We start from the raw sequence: 14,362 nt of genomic DNA on the forward strand, positions 1-14,362 counted from the left end.
GATGGGGCGGACCTCGCGTTCCTGCCCACCCCCGACTCGCCGCTGCCGGGCGACCCCGCCGAGGTGGAGTTCTGGGTGCCGCCGTTCCTGTCCGGCGGAAGCACGACCGTCCTGCTGCCCCGGATGACGTCGCTGCGAGTGGTGCAGCTGCTCTCGGCCGGGGCGGACGCCTGGGCGCCGAAGGTGCCACCCGGCGTCACGCTCTGCGACGCTCGTGGAGTCCACGATTCGAGCACCTCGGAGTGGGTGCTCACGGCCATCCTCAGTTCGCTGCGACGGTTCGACCACTTCGCCCGGGCGCAGGCCGACCGCCGGTGGGCGTACGCGGAGGTCACGCCGACGGATGAGCTGGCCGGCAAGCGGGTGCTCATCGTCGGGGCGGGATCGATCGGCTCGGCGGTCGCCCGGCGACTGGAGCCGTTCGAGGTCTCCCTGACTTTCGTGGCTCGCACCGCTCGCCCGGCCGACGGCGTACGCGGTGTCGACGAGCTTCCCCACCTGCTGCCCGAGGCCGACATCGTGGTGGTGCTGGTGCCGCTGACCCCGGCGACGACCGGCCTGATCGACAAGGCGTTCCTGGCCGCGATGCCGGATGGGGCGCTGCTGGTCAACGCCGCCCGAGGCCCGGTCGCGTCGACCGAGGCGCTGGTCGCCGAGTTCGGCACCGGCCGTCTGTGGGCGGCGCTCGACGTGACCGATCCGGAGCCGCTGCCCGCCGACAGTCCGCTGTGGACGATGTCGAACGTCCTGATCACGCCGCATGTGGCGGGGTCGGTGCGAGGTGTGCTCCGGCGGGGCTACCAACTCGCCGGAGCGCAAATGCGCCGGTACGCCGCCGGCCAGGAACTCGTCAACGTCGTACGCGACGGCTACTGAGCCTGTTCAAGTGCCTTTCCACTCGCCTGCACGAGCCGGGGGAGGTCCTCCGGGCGTACGGCGGTCAGCGTAATGCGGCTGCCGTCGGTGAGGGCGGCCTCCACCCTGTTGCGGTCGGCCGGGACGAAAGCGTCGATCCGGGACCACGCGATCTTCCGGCTCGCGAAGAGCGCGCGTACGCGTACCCCGTTCGAGTCGGCGTCGGTGCCGGAGCGCCACGCCCAGACGGCGAACGCGGCGATCGCCAGCGGAACGAAGACGAACCATCCCGAGGCCCGGAGCAGGGGCAATGCGCCGATGGCCGCGATGAGGCCGGCGACCGGCACGGCGGTCGGCTGACGGAAGCTGGTCACCTGCGGATTCTCGCATGTCCTGCTAAGTGTCGGACATCACGGGAATACTGTCGGGGTTGGTGAAGGCAGCGTCGCTGGACCAATCGGGAGGTTGCGATGTCCGTACTGCTGATGATCGGGACCGGCAAGGGCCTGTTCCTGGCCCGGCGGGAGCAGCCGGGGCAAGCGTGGCAGGTCGGTGTCCCGCACTTCCCGATGACGGCGATCTACGCGGTGGGCATCGACCCCCGCCCGGCTACTCCGCGGCTGCTCGCCGCGATCGACAGCTCTCATTTCGGGCCGAGCGTGGCGGTCAGCGACGACCTCGGCGCCTCCTGGCGGGAGCCGGAGGAAGCGCCGATCGCCTTCCCGGCCGGGACCGAGACCTCGCTGCGGCGGGTTTGGGCCTTCGCGCCCGGTTCCGCTGCGGGTGACCCGTCCGTGGTGTGGGCCGGCACCGAACCGTCGGCGCTGTTCAAGTCGGTCGACGGCGGGGTGAGTTACGAGCTCGTGCAGAGTCTGTGGGACCACCCGCATCGGCCGCAGTGGGGCGAGGGATTCGGCGGGCAGGCCATCCACACGATCACCCCGCACCCGGCCGACCCTGATCGCGTACTCGTCGCGATGTCGACCGGTGGCGTCTATCGCACCACCGACGGCGGCCGGACGTGGTCCGCCACCAACACCGGGATCAAGGCGTACTTCCTGCCCGACCAGTTCCCCGAATTCGGTCAATGCGTGCACAAGGTAGCCCGCGACCAGGCCAATCCGGAGCGGCTCTACCTGCAGAACCACCACGGCGTCTACCGGTCCGACGATGACGGCGTGACCTGGACCTCGATCGCCGACGGCCTGCCGAGTGACTTCGGCTTTCCGGTGGTCGCGCACCCCGGCCGCGGCGACACGCTGTGGAACTTCCCGCTCACCGCCGACGGCAGCCGGTTCGCCCCGGACTTCAAGTGTCAGGTCTTCCGGAGTACCGACGCCGGGAAGTCCTGGCAGCCACAGTCGGCCGGGCTGCCGACCGAGCCGTTCTACTCGACCGTGCTGCGTGACGCGATGTGCACCGACACCGCCGATCCGGCCGGGGTCTACTTCGGCGGGCGCAGCGGCGAGGTATACGCCAGCCCCGATGAAGGCGAGTCGTGGGAACGCGTCGCCACGCAACTCCCGGGCATCCTCTGCCTCCGGGCGGTCGCGCTGTGAGCGTCACGGTTCTGGTGCCCTCCGCTCTGCGTACGGAGATCGCGGGGGAGAAGTCCGTCTCGGTCGACGCCACCGGCGACCTCGCTGCAGTCCTGGCCGAGGTGGAACGGCAGTGGCCGCGGCTGGGTCGCCGGCTGCGAGACGAGCAGGGACAGCTGCGGCGCTACGTCAACGTCTACGTCGACGGTGAGGACTGCCGGGGCCTGGCCGGACTGGCCACCCCGGTCGCGGACGGCGCGGAGATCCAGGTGCTGCCGTCGGTCGCCGGTGGCTCGGAGTTCACGGCGGCCGACGGAGACAAGGTGCTCGCCGCCAACTTCGCCGACTGGGTACGCGACCTCAGCCTCACCGTCGAAGAGGTCGGCGCGGACTACGCGACGTTGCGCCTGCCCTGGTCGGCACGGCTCGCCCGGGAAGGCGGCGCGTTGTCGGGGCAGGCCCTGATGGCGGCGGCCGACACCGCGACGGTGATCGCGATCAGCTCGGCCAGGGGCGGCTTCGGCCCGATGACGACCGTGCAGCTCAACGCCACCTTCCAGCGTCCCGTCGTCGGAGTCGACGTGCTGGTGACCGCGCGCCTGACCAAGCTCGGCCGGTCGATGGCGTTCGCGCAGGTCGACATGGTGGCCGGCGGAGTTCTCGCCGCCCAGGCCACCACCGTGTACGCCCTGCTCTAAGCCCGCTCGCGCGATCATGGTTGCGAGGAAACGATCAGGGCAGCGGGGACACGACACGCCGGTCGATCACGCCCGAAAGTTCATGATCGCGCGGAAACAACGGAGAAAAGCGCGGGAGAGGAGGTCAGAGGAGGGCGGACCAGAAGGGGACGCGAGCGAGGGACGAGCGAGCGTCCGAGCCCCCGACGCCGAACTCGCGGAAGAGGTAGTCGGCGAGGGTGTCGCCGTACACGGTGACGTCGGTCTGCATGACGGAGAAGATCGGCAGGTCGGCGACGTCCAGCGCGGGGGCGTACCGGTGGCCGTAGACGGGGACCAGTGTCGGGGCCTGCGCCAGGGCGCGCCGGGCCACGCCGACCGCCTTGTCGGGGGTGCTGGGTTTGATGCCCCAGGTCGGGAGCCAGAAGCCGTTCTCCTCGACGTCGAAGAGCACTCCTTCGATCGGGGCGGCCAGGGTTTCGCCGAGGAGGGCGGGGGAGCCGCGCCAGTCGGGCCAGCGCCGTGACCCGCCCGGTACGCCGGCCGCCAGCAGGGTGCGGTGATCGGGATTGAACCGGAAGCCGAACCGGGTTTCGAGGGCGCGCAGTTCGTCCCCGGTCAGGCCGGGCCCGATCGGGGACGGTAGTGCACGCAGCAGCTGGTGGGCCACTGCCTGGGTCAACGGCATGCCGTCAGGATATGCGGATCAAGCCCGGGAACGGGCCGAAGAGCGGGCCGACAGCAGGGCGGAGCTGACGGCGAGCAGCAGGCACGCCCCGGTGACCCAGCCGACGGTGGCCCAGTGCAGGTGGAGGCGTACGGCGGTTTGGGTCTCCTCGGCGAGCCCGTGGGCCATCCCGGCCAGGCCGGGTACCACGACGGCCAGGCCGAGCAGGGCGCCGACCCCGACGACGAACACCGTCTCGACGGCCACCGTACGGCGTACCTGCCGTTGCAGAGCGCCACTGCGGGACAGGACGAGCCGATCGGTTCGGCGGGCCTGGGCCGACATCGCCATCGTCGTCGCCACCGCGATTCCGGTGTAGCCGACCGACAGTCCGATGAGGACGAGCGCGAACAGCCACAACAGCCGGGTGTCTTCGGCGTACTCGCCCTCGGCGTAGGTCTGCGCGTCGACGACGCGAAGACCGAAGGAGGAGCCGCCGGAAGCGGAAGCGCCCATGGCGTACGGAGTCAGCGCCGAAGGATCGTGTGCCCGGACGACGTCCCGGGGAAGGACGAGATCCGCCCCGGACCGGGCAAACGGCACGGACAGCGATACACCGTCCGCGAAGGTCACGACCCGCGTCCCCGAAGCCGCAAACGACGCCCGGCCGAACGCGGAGAAGGCCTGCGAATCGGCGAACACCCGGGTGGTGAGGTCGCCGGAGCCGCCCGAGGCGCGTACTGCCGCGTCGGTCAGACCGGGTGTCTCGTCGGGCAGCGCCACGGAGATCCCGTGCAGCTCACGAGCCTTGCCCGCCGGGTACGCCTCCCGCATGGTCGCGACCATGCTGCTGAGCAGGACGGCGAGTCCGACCGTGGCGATGATCGGCGCGGCCGTGGCCGCCGTACGCCGGGTCGCGGTCTGGATCTCGCCGCGCACGAGCATCCCGGTCGCACCCCGGAGCCGCAGCAGTGGCCAAGTCACGAGTCGGGCCAGCGGTCCGAGCACGAGTGGTGCCCAAGCGGTCGCGGCGACGATCGCCGCCATCGCTGTGAACAGGGCGTTGTCGACTCGGTGGGCGGCATCGGCTGAGGCCGTCAAGATCGCCATAGCGCCGGTCAGAAGAGTGGCCAAGAGGGCGCAGATCCAGCGCATAGGCGTCATCGCCCGAGCCTCCACCGACGCGTCGAGCAGCGCCTCCATCGGGCGTACGCGCGCCGATCGGCGGGCGGCCGACCAGGACCCGGCCAGCCCCACGACCACGCCTACCACGACGGCTACCAGAATCGGCCCCAGCGTTGGGCGTACCACTAGATCTTCGTTCTCCAGCCCCGAATGGACCAGGAACCGGCCCAGGAGAGGCGCGGTGACCAGGCTGAGCAGCGCCCCCGCAGCCGCCGCCGCGACACCCACCAGCAGCGCCTCGCCCGCGATCAGCCGCCGGATCTGCCGGGGCGTGGCCCCGACGAGCCGCAACAGGGCCAGTTCGCGGCGGCGATGCGCGGCCTGGAGCGCGAACGTGCCGGACACGACGAAGACGGTGACGAATCCCCCCAGCGTGGCCATGGCGATGAGCAGCTGCGTGCCGAGCCAGCGGATGCGCGACTCCTGCTCGGGTTCGAGGATCTTGCGCTCGTCGCCGCTGACCACGACGCCGCGATCGCCCACGGTCGGCACAATGTCCGATGTGGACCAGACGCCGAGCGTGACGACACCCGGCGCGAGACGCGTCGCCAGCCGGTCAGACACGTAATAGCCGGGGCCGCTCACGGTGCCGACGACGGTCATCTCGGTCGGCCCGGCACCGGTCAGCAGCGGCACGCGCGTGCCGGGCCGCAGACCCAGCGCGGCGTCCACGACCAGCTCGCCGTCCGCGTCCGGCGCGCTTCCTTCGATCAACTTGTACGCACCCAGCAGCGCGCTGGACCAGTTATGACCGTCCGTGGCCGACAGGGGCCGGCCGTCGACCACCGCCTGGGCGTAGAAGCCGCGGTCCACGACGACCTGACTGACCCCGGGCTGGGCGGTGAGATCGGCCGTCAGCTGCTCGGTCTCGGCGACCGACCAGGGCCGCATCGCCCGGACGACTCCGTCGGCGTTCTCGGCGACAGGCGCGTGCACGACGAGCGGGGCAGCGGCGAACCGCTCTGGGGTCTTCGGCGCGGCGGAGGCGTACACGAGCAGGGAGGTGGCGAGCAGCGTCACGCCGAGCGCGAGCGCGGCGAAGCTGCCCACGAACCCGCTGATGCGGCCGCGAATGGTGGCGGTGGCGATCATCGGACACCTGCTTCGAGCCGAGCCATCCGGGTGGCGATCTGCTCGGCGTCGGCCCCGCTGAGCTCCCCGACGACGCGACCGTCGGCCAGGAAGACGACGCGATCGGCGTACGCGGCCGCGACGGGATCGTGCGTGACCATGATGATCGTCTGCCCGTACGCGTCGACCGAGCGCCGCAGCAGGCCGAGCACCTCCCGTGAGGTGACCGTGTCGAGGGCGCCCGTCGGCTCGTCGGCGAACAGGACGTCGGGCCGGGTGATCAGGGCACGAGCGATCGCCACGCGCTGCTGCTGGCCACCGGAGAGCTCGGCCGGCCGGTGCTGGGCGCGGTCCGACAGCCCGACCTCGGTGAGGACTGCGAGGACGCGGTCGGCCTTGGGTCGGCGGCCGGCCAGCCGCAGCGGCAGTTCGACGTTCTGCGCGGCGGTCAGCGACGCGACCAGGTTGAACGCCTGGAACACGAAGCCGACGTGCTCGCGGCGCAGCAGCGTACGCCGGTGCTCGGACAGCCCGGCCAGCTCGACTCCGGCCAGCGTCACGCTGCCCGACGTGGGGTCGTCGAGGCCGGCGGCGCACTGCAGAAGCGTGGACTTGCCCGAACCGGACGGGCCCATGATCGCCGTAAAGGTGCCCCGGTCGAAGTCGAGGTCGACGCCGTCGAGCGCGGTGACCTGCTGGTAAGTCTTGCGGAGACCGTCGAGGCGGACTGTGGTTGACATGCCTTCGATTCCAGTCCGATTCGGCGTGGAGATCATTGCCACAGGCGTGACTTCACGGGTAGTGCCAGCACTACCGCTTTTTTGAAGTCGATCTCGTTATCGTCGAGGCGTGCAGACCCGAACCGCCTGGCAGGCCATCGCCCAGCGGCCGCTGCGGTTCCTGACCTCGTCCTGGCCGTGGCGCTCGTTGGCGTACCTCGTGACCGGGGTGGCCGTCGGCGTCGTCACCGGCCTGCTGATGATCGGGCTCGCGGCGGCCGGGGTGCTGTTGCTGATCGTCGTCGTCGGGATCGGCGTCCTCGTCGTCACCGCGCTGGCCGGGATCTACGTCGCCCGGTTCGAGCGCTGGCGGCTGCGGCTCGTCGATCTCGACCGCGCTGCCGACCCGCACCGGAAGCCGTCCGCGCCCGGTCTGCGGGCCTGGCTGACGACCCGGTTACGCGAGCAGGCGACCTGGCGGGAGTTCAGCTTCGTCGTCATCTGGCTGGGCGGGCTGTGGTTCGTCGACCTCGGCGTCCTGGCCCTGACGCTGTGGCTGCCGTTCTACTTCATGAGCGTGCCGATCGCCGACCCGAATACCTGGCCCTGGATGGTCATCGGGATCGCCATGCTGCTCCCCGCGCCGTACACGATCACGGCTTGGGCCGGCGCCCGCGCCGCCCTGACGCGGGCACTCCTCGCGCCGCGGGACGACGAGCTCGGCGTACGCCTCGACGAGGTGACCCGGTCGCGGGCGCGCCTGGTCGACGCGTTCGAGTCGGAGCGGCGGCGGATCGAACGGGACCTCCACGACGGCGCACAGCAGCGGTTGGTCTCGCTCAGCGTTCAGCTGGGCCTGGCCCGGCTCGACGTCGCGCCCGACTCGGCCGTCGCGAACCAGCTGGCGGCAGCACAAGAGCAGGTCACGTTGGTGCTGAGCGAACTGCGCGACCTCGTACGCGGAGTGCACCCGCAGGTGCTGACCGATCACGGGCTGGCCGCCGCGATCGAGGAGATCGCCGACCGTGCGCCGATTCCGGTCACCGTCGACATCCGCCTGCCCGGCCGGGTGGCCGGGGTGGTCGAGCTGACGGCGTACTTCGTGATCGCCGAAGCGCTCGTCAACGTCGCCAAGCACGCCAGTGCGTCGCATGCGTCCGTCCGGGGCCGCCTCGAACCCGACCTCCTCGTCATCGAGGTACGCGACGACGGCGTCGGCGGGGCGGACCCGTCCGCCGGCAGCGGCTTGACCGGGCTGGCCGATCGAGTCGCCGTCGTGGACGGCCGCGTACGCCTGTCGAGCCCGCCCGGCGGCCCGACCCTGCTCCACGTGGAGATCCCATGCCACTCCGTGTAGTCCTGGCCGAGGATTCGCTGCTGCTCCGCGAGGGACTGATCGGGCTCCTGAGCCGGTTCGGTCACGAGGTCGTCGACGCGGTGGGGGAGGCGGGCGCGATCGCGGCGGCGGTTCGGGCGGCCGAGCCCGACCTGCTCATCACCGACGTACGCATGCCGCCCAGCAACACCGACGACGGCCTGCGCGCTGCAGTCGAGCTGCGTCAGGAGCGGCCGGAGCTGCCGGTGCTCGTCTTGAGCCAGTACGTCGAGCAGTCCTACGCGGTGCGCCTGCTCGACTCGGGCGGTGGGCTGGCCGTCGGTTACCTGCTCAAGGACCGAGTGGGAGCGATCGCCGACTTCGTGCAGGCGGTCGAGCGGGTGGCCGAGGGCGGCACGGTCGTCGACCCCGAGGTCGTACGCCAATTGCTCCGCCGACGCCGGGATCCGCTGGAACGGCTCAGCGCCCGGGAACGGGAAGTGCTGGCGTTGATGGCGGAGGGCCGGTCGAACGCGGCCGTCGCGAAGCAGCTGTTCGTCACCGAAGCAGCCGTGAACAAGCACGTACGCAGCATCTTCGCCAAGCTCGACCTGCCTCAGGACACCGAGGACCATCGGCGGGTGCTCGCCGTGCTCGCGTACCTCCGCGCTTAGCTGCCTTTCCGCTGCAGATCACGGTTACGCAGGCCAAACCGGCTGCGGGAGGCATGCGTAACCGTGATCTGCAGGAACGGTCTAAGCGGTGAAGCCCGGCATCGGGTGCGCCGCGAGCAGGTCGCGTACCTCGCCGGCGATCCGGTCGAGGGCGGCGGTGTCCTCCTTGACGGCGGCCGTGACCGTCTGGTCCATCCACTCGGCGACCTGCGGCATCTGCGCCTCGGTGAGGCCGCGGGTAGTGAGCGCGGCGGTGCCCAGCCGGATGCCGGACGGGTCGAACGGGCGGCGGGTGTCGAACGGTACGCCGTTGAAGTTCAGCTCGATCCCGGCCGCGTCCAGCGCCTTGGCGGCCGGCTTGCCGGGGATGCCCTTGCTGGTCAGGTCGATCAGGATCAGGTGGTTGTCGGTGCCGCCGGAGACCAGGTCGAAGCCACGCTCGTTGAGCGCTGCCGCCAGGGCCGACGCGTTCGCGACGATCTGGTGGGCGTACTCCTTGAAGGACGGCTGGGCCGCCTCGTTGAGCGCGACGGCGATGCCCGCGGTGGTGTGGTTGTGCGGGCCGCCCTGCAGACCGGGGAAGACGGCCTTGTCCACGACGGTGGCGTGCTCGGCCTTGGCCATGATCATCGCGCCGCGCGGGCCCCGCAGGGTCTTGTGCGTGGTGGTGGTGACGACGTCGGCGAGGCCGATCGGCGACGGGTGCGCCCCGCCCGCGACCAGGCCGGCGATGTGCGCGATGTCGGCCATCAGGATCGCGCCGACCTCGCGGGCGATCTCGGCGAACGCCGGGAAGTCGATGGTACGCGGAATGGCGGTGCCGCCCGCGATGATCAGCTTCGGCCGCTCGGCCAGGGCCAGCTCGCGGACCTTGGTCATGTCGACGCGACCGGTCTCGGGCTCCACGCCGTAGTGGACCGGGCGGAACCACTTGCCCGTGATCGAGACGGGCGAGCCGTGGGTGAGGTGGCCGCCGTGGGCCAGCGACATGCTCATCACGGTGTCGCCGGGCTGCAGGAAGGCGAGGTAGATCGCGAGGTTGGCCGGGGAGCCGGAGTACGGCTGCACGTTGGCGTGCTCGGCGCCGAAGACGGCCTTGGCGCGCTCGACGGCGAGGCTCTCGATCGGGTCGATGAGCTGCTGGCCCTCGTAGTACCGCTTCCCGGCGTAGCCCTCGGAGTACTTGTTGGTCAGCACCGTGCCGGTCGCCTCGAGCACGGCGGAGGAGACGTAGTTCTCGGACGCGATCATCCGCAACTTGTCGTGCTGGCGCTGGGCTTCGGCCTCGATCAAGTCGGCGAGAGCGGGATCCTCGGCCGCGAGGTGGGAGATCTTCGGCTCGTGCATGGGGTCAACCTCCTGGCAGACGTAACCCGGCCGGCACCCAGGCGCACGGTGCATGTGGCCGATCGGATCGCTCCCCGGTGGTTCTCCACCCGAAGTTCGGCGCCAGTCGCGACCTGTCGAAGTTTAGGCCACCTCGGTCCGGGGGCTATCGGAGTGTTGACACTTAACCGGTTCAGTGATGTGATGGCGCTCTCACACGGACATCCATCGCCTCTAGGAGTACGCCCATGCTCCGGCGCTTCTGCCTGCTGCTCGCGGCCTGCCTCGCCGTCGTACTGCCGGTCACTCCGGCGGCCGCCGCAGACTCCGGTTATGTCACCCGTCAGGGGACTCAGCTGAAGCTGAACGGCAAGCCGTTCAAGTTCTACGGCAGCAACAACTACTACCTCATGTACCAATCTCCGGCGATGGCCGACGACGTCTTCGCCGACGCGCACGCCGCCGGGTTCACCGTGCTGCGTACGTGGGCGTGGCTGGACATCGGCAACGCCGACGGCAGCGATTCGGTCGCCGGCAAGGCCAACGGCGTGTACCTCCAGTACTGGGATCCGGCGACCGGCGCGCCCGCGTACAACGACGGGGCGGACGGCTTGCAGCGCCTCGACTACGTGCTCTATCGCGCGCGACAGAGCGGGATCAAGCTCGTCCTCGCCTTCACGAACAACTGGAGCGACTTCGGCGGGATGGATCAGTACGTCCGCTGGGCCGGCTTGTCACACCACGACGACTTCTACACCGACGCCCGGATCAAAGGCTGGTTCAAGGACTGGATCAGCCACGTGCTGAACCGCGTCAACCCGCTGACCGGGGTGGCGTACAAGGACGACCCGACCGTCATGACCTGGGAGCTGGCGAACGAGCCCCGGTGTCAGGGCTCGGGCGGGTACCCGGCTTCCGACGCCTGCGGGATGCAGCACCCCGAGACGATCACCGCGTGGGCCGACGAGATGACCCGGCACGTGAAGTCGATCGACCGCAAGCACCTCGTCAGCGTCGGCGAAGAGGGCTTTACCTGCGACAACCTCGGCACCGACGACTGGACCACCAACTGCGGGCCGGGCACCGACAGCGCCGCCCTCACCGCGCTACCCGCCGTCGACGTGATGTCCTTCCACCTCTATCCGGACGGCTGGGGCAAGACGGCGTCGTGGGGCACGCAGTGGATCGAAGACCACATCACCACCGCGCACAGCCTCGGCAAGGCGGTGATGCTCGGCGAGTTCGGCTACAAGGACAAGGCCACCCGCAACCCCGTCTATCGCGAGTGGACGGACACGATCCGCGCCAACGGCGGCAACGGCTTCCTCTACTGGATACTGTCCGGCTCGCAGGACGACGGGGCGCTCTACCCCGACTACGACGGGTTCACCGTCTACTGCCCGAGCCCCGTCTGCACCACCATCGCCAACGGCGGCGACGAACTCGTCCACGGGCAGAGCAGCCGTCCGCCGGTGGCCGACCACGACACCGCCGTCACCGAGTTCGACACCCCGATCGGGCTGCACCCGCTGGCCAACGATGTGGCGTACCGGACGTATCTGCGGCCCGCGTCGCTCGATCTCCAGCCCGACGTGGCCGGGGTCCAGGGCTCGGTCACGATCGCCGGTGGCGTCTTCACCGCGGCCTCCGGCGACGTGAGCTTCGTGCCGACGTCTGGGTTCGTGGGCAAGGCGACTGCGCACTATGTGGTACGCGATGCGGCCGGTCGCCGCTCGAACGTGGCCGACCTGGTGGTGACCGTCAAACCCGATCCGACGGCAGCGATCCTGATCGAGTCGTGGGAGTCCGGAGTGGACGGATGGGCGCCGGGAAGCTGGCAGGCGAACGCCGGAACCGTTGCACAGACCGCCGACTTCCACACCGACGGTGCGTACGGGTTGCACGTGGCGGCCGCCGACGGCGGGTGGTTCGGGTTCACCCCGGCCCAGCCGCTGAACCTCGCGGGCAAAGCCACTCTGAAGTACGACGTCCGCGCCGGGGCGTCGGCCGGTACCTCGACGACGGTGGCGTTGCAGGTCGGCTCCGGCTGGGCGTGGTGCCAGGGCTCCTGGATCTGGGTGCCGCAGGGCAGCTCGGCCACGATCGAGATCGACCTGTTCAACGGAGTGTCGTGCGATCAGACCGCGCTGGGCGAGGTGCACGGCGTCCTGATCTACCTCAGCTCGGGCGACTTCGACCTGGACGACGTTCGGGCCGAGTAGCCGGGCTCCGCAGCGGCGCCGGCCGGCGTAGGAGTGGGAGCCGCCCGGCCGGCGCTTCGTCAGGCCGCGCTGGATCAGGGTTCTCGGTCGAATCTTGGCGCAAGATTCGACGCGGAACCCTGATCCGGCGCGATTCGGCGTGGGCGTCCGCGAGGCGGCGTAGGCGTCAGTGGGCCGTGGCGGGACGGAAGACCCAGGCGCGCATCAGCACGAAGCGGAGCAGCGTCGCCAGCAGGTTCGCCACGACGAGCGCGGCCATCTCGACCGGGCGGGCCGGCGTACTGGTGACGGCGTGGAGCACTGCCAGCGACCCGCTCGTGAGGACCAGTCCCAGCCCGAAGATCAGCAGCCCTTGAGCCTGGTGGCGCAAGGCGTCCGCCGATCCGCGTACGCCGAAAGTCAGCCGCCGGTTCGCCGCGGTGTTCGCCACCGCCGTGAGGAGCAGTGCGAGCAGATTCGCCCCCTGAGCGCCCAACCCCGGTGCGAACGCTGCATAGAGCAGCAGGTACGCCAAGGTGCTGGCGACGCCGACGCCGCCGAACCGGATGAGCTGCCCGAGCAGGGTGGTCTCGGCGTCCCGCCGACCGCGGCCGAGTCGTTCGCGCAGGTGCGCCAACGGAAGCGCGCCGGTGAGCAGGTTGCGTCCAACGCGGGCGATGCCGCGCAGGTCTGCCTTGATCGTCGCGACGATGTCGACCCGGCTGTCCGGATCGTCCACCCAGTCGACCGGCACCTCGTGGATGCGCATCCCGGCGTTCTGCGCGAGGACGAGCAGCTCGGTGTCGAAGAACCAGCCGGTGTCCTCGACCAGCGGCAACAGCTCTCGGGCGACGTCGGCCCGGATCGCCTTGAACCCGCATTGGGCATCGGAGAACGACGCGGCCAGGGTTCCGCGCAACAGCAGGTTGTAACCCCGGGAGATCACTTCCCGCTTGGCTCCGCGGACCACCCGGGACTGCCGGGCCAGCCGGCTGCCGATCGCCACGTCGGAGTGACCCGTGATCAACGGCGCGATCAGCGGCAGCAACGCCGCCAGATCGGTGGACAGATCCACGTCCATGTACGCCAGCACCGCGGCGTCCGAGGTGGACCAGACCTGACGCAGGGCACGGCCCCGGCCCTTCTGCTCCAGGCGTACCACTCGGGTATGCGAGAGACTGGCCGCGAGCCCGGCGGCGACCTGCGGCGTGGCGTCGACGGACGCGTTGTCGGCGATCGTGATCCGGAAGCTGTAGGGCAGGTGCTGAGTGAGGTACGCGTGCAGCCGCCGGACGCTCGGCCCGAGGTCGGTCTCCTCGTTGTAGACCGGAATGACCACGTCGAGGACGAGGTCCCGCTGGTCGGCGGGGCGCGCGAGGCCGGTGGCAAGGGTCGGGGCTGTCATGACGTCCAGGCTGGCCGGGCCCGATCAGCGCCGGATCGGCCTGGCCTGGACGCCACCTGTGAACCTAGACGGGCTCGTTGCCCGGCTTCCACTTGATCGAGCAGCCCGTGCTCGGCCAGTGCGGCTCAGGCACCGATTCGCCCGCGAGCACGGCGTCGACCGCGGCGGCCAGCGACTCCCCGGTCGCGACCGAACCGTTCTTGGGCCGCGAGTCGTCGAACTGCCCCCGGTACGCCAACGGCCGGTTCCCGTCGGCGTCGGCCGGGCCGTAGAGGAACAGATCCGGCGTGCACGCCGCCCGATAAGCGCTCGCCACCTGCTGGCTCTCGTCATGCAGGTACGCGAACCCGAAGGCGGCCCGTTCGGTCTGCTCGACGAGCTTGGCCGGGGCGTCGTCGGGATAGTTCTCGACGTCGTTGGCGCTGATCGCCACGGTCGCCAGGCCGAGCTTGGCGTACCGGGTGGTCAGCTCGCCGAGCGCCGCCTCGATGTGCCGCACGTACGGGCAGTGGTTGGACAGGAACGCCACGAGCAGCGCCGGGGACTCCCGATAGTCGTCGAGGGAGACCGGTACGCCGGTCGCAGCGGAGGGCAGGGTGAAGGCGGGCGCGGGGGTGCCCAGCTCCACCATGAAGGAGTTGACGGCCATGTGCCCCAACGTATCCCGCCCGCTCCGTCCATGCAGATCAGGGATATGCATGGTTCCCGAGGCGGGGAAGGCTGCATATC

Annotated in this window: 13 protein-coding genes and 1 riboswitch; of the genes, 6 read left to right on the forward strand and 7 right to left on the reverse strand. The window is 70.4% G+C overall.

The window, feature by feature from the left end; translation table 11 throughout:
* Window positions 1–21 precede the first annotated feature (21 nt).
* Entirely contained in the window at window positions 22–876 is an 855-nt protein-coding gene (locus tag HOV77_RS01680; RefSeq protein WP_290856806.1) for a 2-hydroxyacid dehydrogenase, read from the forward strand.
* On the opposite strand, the gene HOV77_RS01685 is transcribed toward HOV77_RS01680, so the two are convergent.
* A complete protein-coding gene (locus HOV77_RS01685) occupies window positions 870–1,229 on the reverse strand; it encodes a PH domain-containing protein (protein WP_290856511.1) in 360 nt (119 codons plus the stop codon). The two genes, HOV77_RS01680 and HOV77_RS01685, sit on opposite strands and share 7 nt — an antisense overlap.
* A gap of 96 nt (window positions 1,230–1,325) precedes the next feature.
* Between HOV77_RS01685 and HOV77_RS01690 the strand changes: the two genes are divergently transcribed.
* A complete protein-coding gene (locus tag HOV77_RS01690) occupies window positions 1,326–2,414 on the forward strand; it encodes an exo-alpha-sialidase (RefSeq protein ID WP_290856513.1) in 1,089 nt (362 codons plus the stop codon).
* Window positions 2,411–3,091 (forward strand): hotdog domain-containing protein, encoded by a 681-nt coding sequence (locus HOV77_RS01695; RefSeq protein WP_290856515.1) that lies wholly within the window; start codon window positions 2,411–2,413, stop codon window positions 3,089–3,091. Before HOV77_RS01690 ends, HOV77_RS01695 begins: the two co-directional genes overlap by 4 nt.
* 124 nt (window positions 3,092–3,215) lie before the next feature.
* On the opposite strand, the gene HOV77_RS01700 is transcribed toward HOV77_RS01695, so the two are convergent.
* Genes HOV77_RS01700 through HOV77_RS01710 form a run of 3 tightly spaced genes read right to left on the reverse strand, consistent with a single transcriptional unit; the run spans window position 3,216 to window position 6,733 of the window.
* Complete coding sequence (locus HOV77_RS01700) at window positions 3,216–3,758, reverse strand: hypothetical protein (RefSeq protein WP_290856521.1); 543 nt, start codon at window positions 3,756–3,758, stop codon at window positions 3,216–3,218.
* A gap of 18 nt (window positions 3,759–3,776) precedes the next feature.
* Window positions 3,777–6,014, reverse strand: coding sequence for an FtsX-like permease family protein (locus HOV77_RS01705; protein ID WP_290856526.1), 2,238 nt, complete (start codon window positions 6,012–6,014; stop codon window positions 3,777–3,779).
* Window positions 6,011–6,733: an ABC transporter ATP-binding protein gene (locus HOV77_RS01710; protein ID WP_290856528.1), complete on the reverse strand. Its 723-nt coding sequence runs from the start codon at window positions 6,731–6,733 to the stop codon at window positions 6,011–6,013. Before HOV77_RS01710 ends, HOV77_RS01705 begins: the two co-directional genes overlap by 4 nt.
* A 109-nt stretch (window positions 6,734–6,842) precedes the next feature.
* Here HOV77_RS01710 and HOV77_RS01715 point away from each other — a divergent pair, with 109 nt between their 5' ends.
* Together HOV77_RS01715 and HOV77_RS01720 are read left to right on the forward strand one after the other, a co-directional pair.
* The gene (locus HOV77_RS01715) at window positions 6,843–8,069 is read left to right on the forward strand and encodes a sensor domain-containing protein (protein ID WP_290856531.1); all 1,227 of its coding nucleotides are present in this window, start codon (window positions 6,843–6,845) and stop codon (window positions 8,067–8,069) included.
* Window positions 8,054–8,701, forward strand: coding sequence for a response regulator transcription factor (locus tag HOV77_RS01720; protein WP_290856533.1), 648 nt, complete (start codon window positions 8,054–8,056; stop codon window positions 8,699–8,701). Before HOV77_RS01715 ends, HOV77_RS01720 begins: the two co-directional genes overlap by 16 nt.
* An 81-nt stretch (window positions 8,702–8,782) precedes the next feature.
* Here HOV77_RS01720 and glyA read toward each other — a convergent pair whose 3' ends face one another.
* On the reverse strand, window positions 8,783–10,048 hold the full coding sequence (glyA, locus tag HOV77_RS01725) for a serine hydroxymethyltransferase (protein WP_290856535.1): 1,266 nt from the start codon (window positions 10,046–10,048) through the stop codon (window positions 8,783–8,785).
* Window positions 10,049–10,076: 28 nt separating this feature from the next.
* Window positions 10,077–10,168, reverse strand: a riboswitch (ZMP/ZTP riboswitch).
* 107 nt (window positions 10,169–10,275) lie between these two features.
* On the opposite strand from glyA, the gene HOV77_RS01730 reads away from it, so the two are divergent.
* On the forward strand, window positions 10,276–12,249 hold the full coding sequence (locus tag HOV77_RS01730) for a cellulase family glycosylhydrolase (RefSeq protein ID WP_290856538.1): 1,974 nt from the start codon (window positions 10,276–10,278) through the stop codon (window positions 12,247–12,249).
* Window positions 12,250–12,415: 166 nt separating this feature from the next.
* Here the strand turns inward: HOV77_RS01730 and HOV77_RS01735 are convergent, their stop codons facing one another.
* Window positions 12,416–13,633 (reverse strand): bifunctional glycosyltransferase family 2/GtrA family protein, encoded by a 1,218-nt coding sequence (locus HOV77_RS01735; protein WP_290856544.1) that lies wholly within the window; start codon window positions 13,631–13,633, stop codon window positions 12,416–12,418.
* A gap of 64 nt (window positions 13,634–13,697) precedes the next feature.
* Window positions 13,698–14,282 carry a thioredoxin family protein gene (locus HOV77_RS01740; RefSeq protein WP_290856549.1) on the reverse strand — a complete coding sequence of 195 codons (585 nt, stop codon included), beginning with the start codon at window positions 14,280–14,282 and terminating at the stop codon, window positions 13,698–13,700.
* Between the last annotated feature and the right edge of the window lie 80 nt (window positions 14,283–14,362).

Origin of the sequence: Hamadaea sp. (assembly GCF_013362815.1) — a bacterium.
Lineage (GTDB): Bacteria > Actinomycetota > Actinomycetes > Mycobacteriales > Micromonosporaceae > Hamadaea.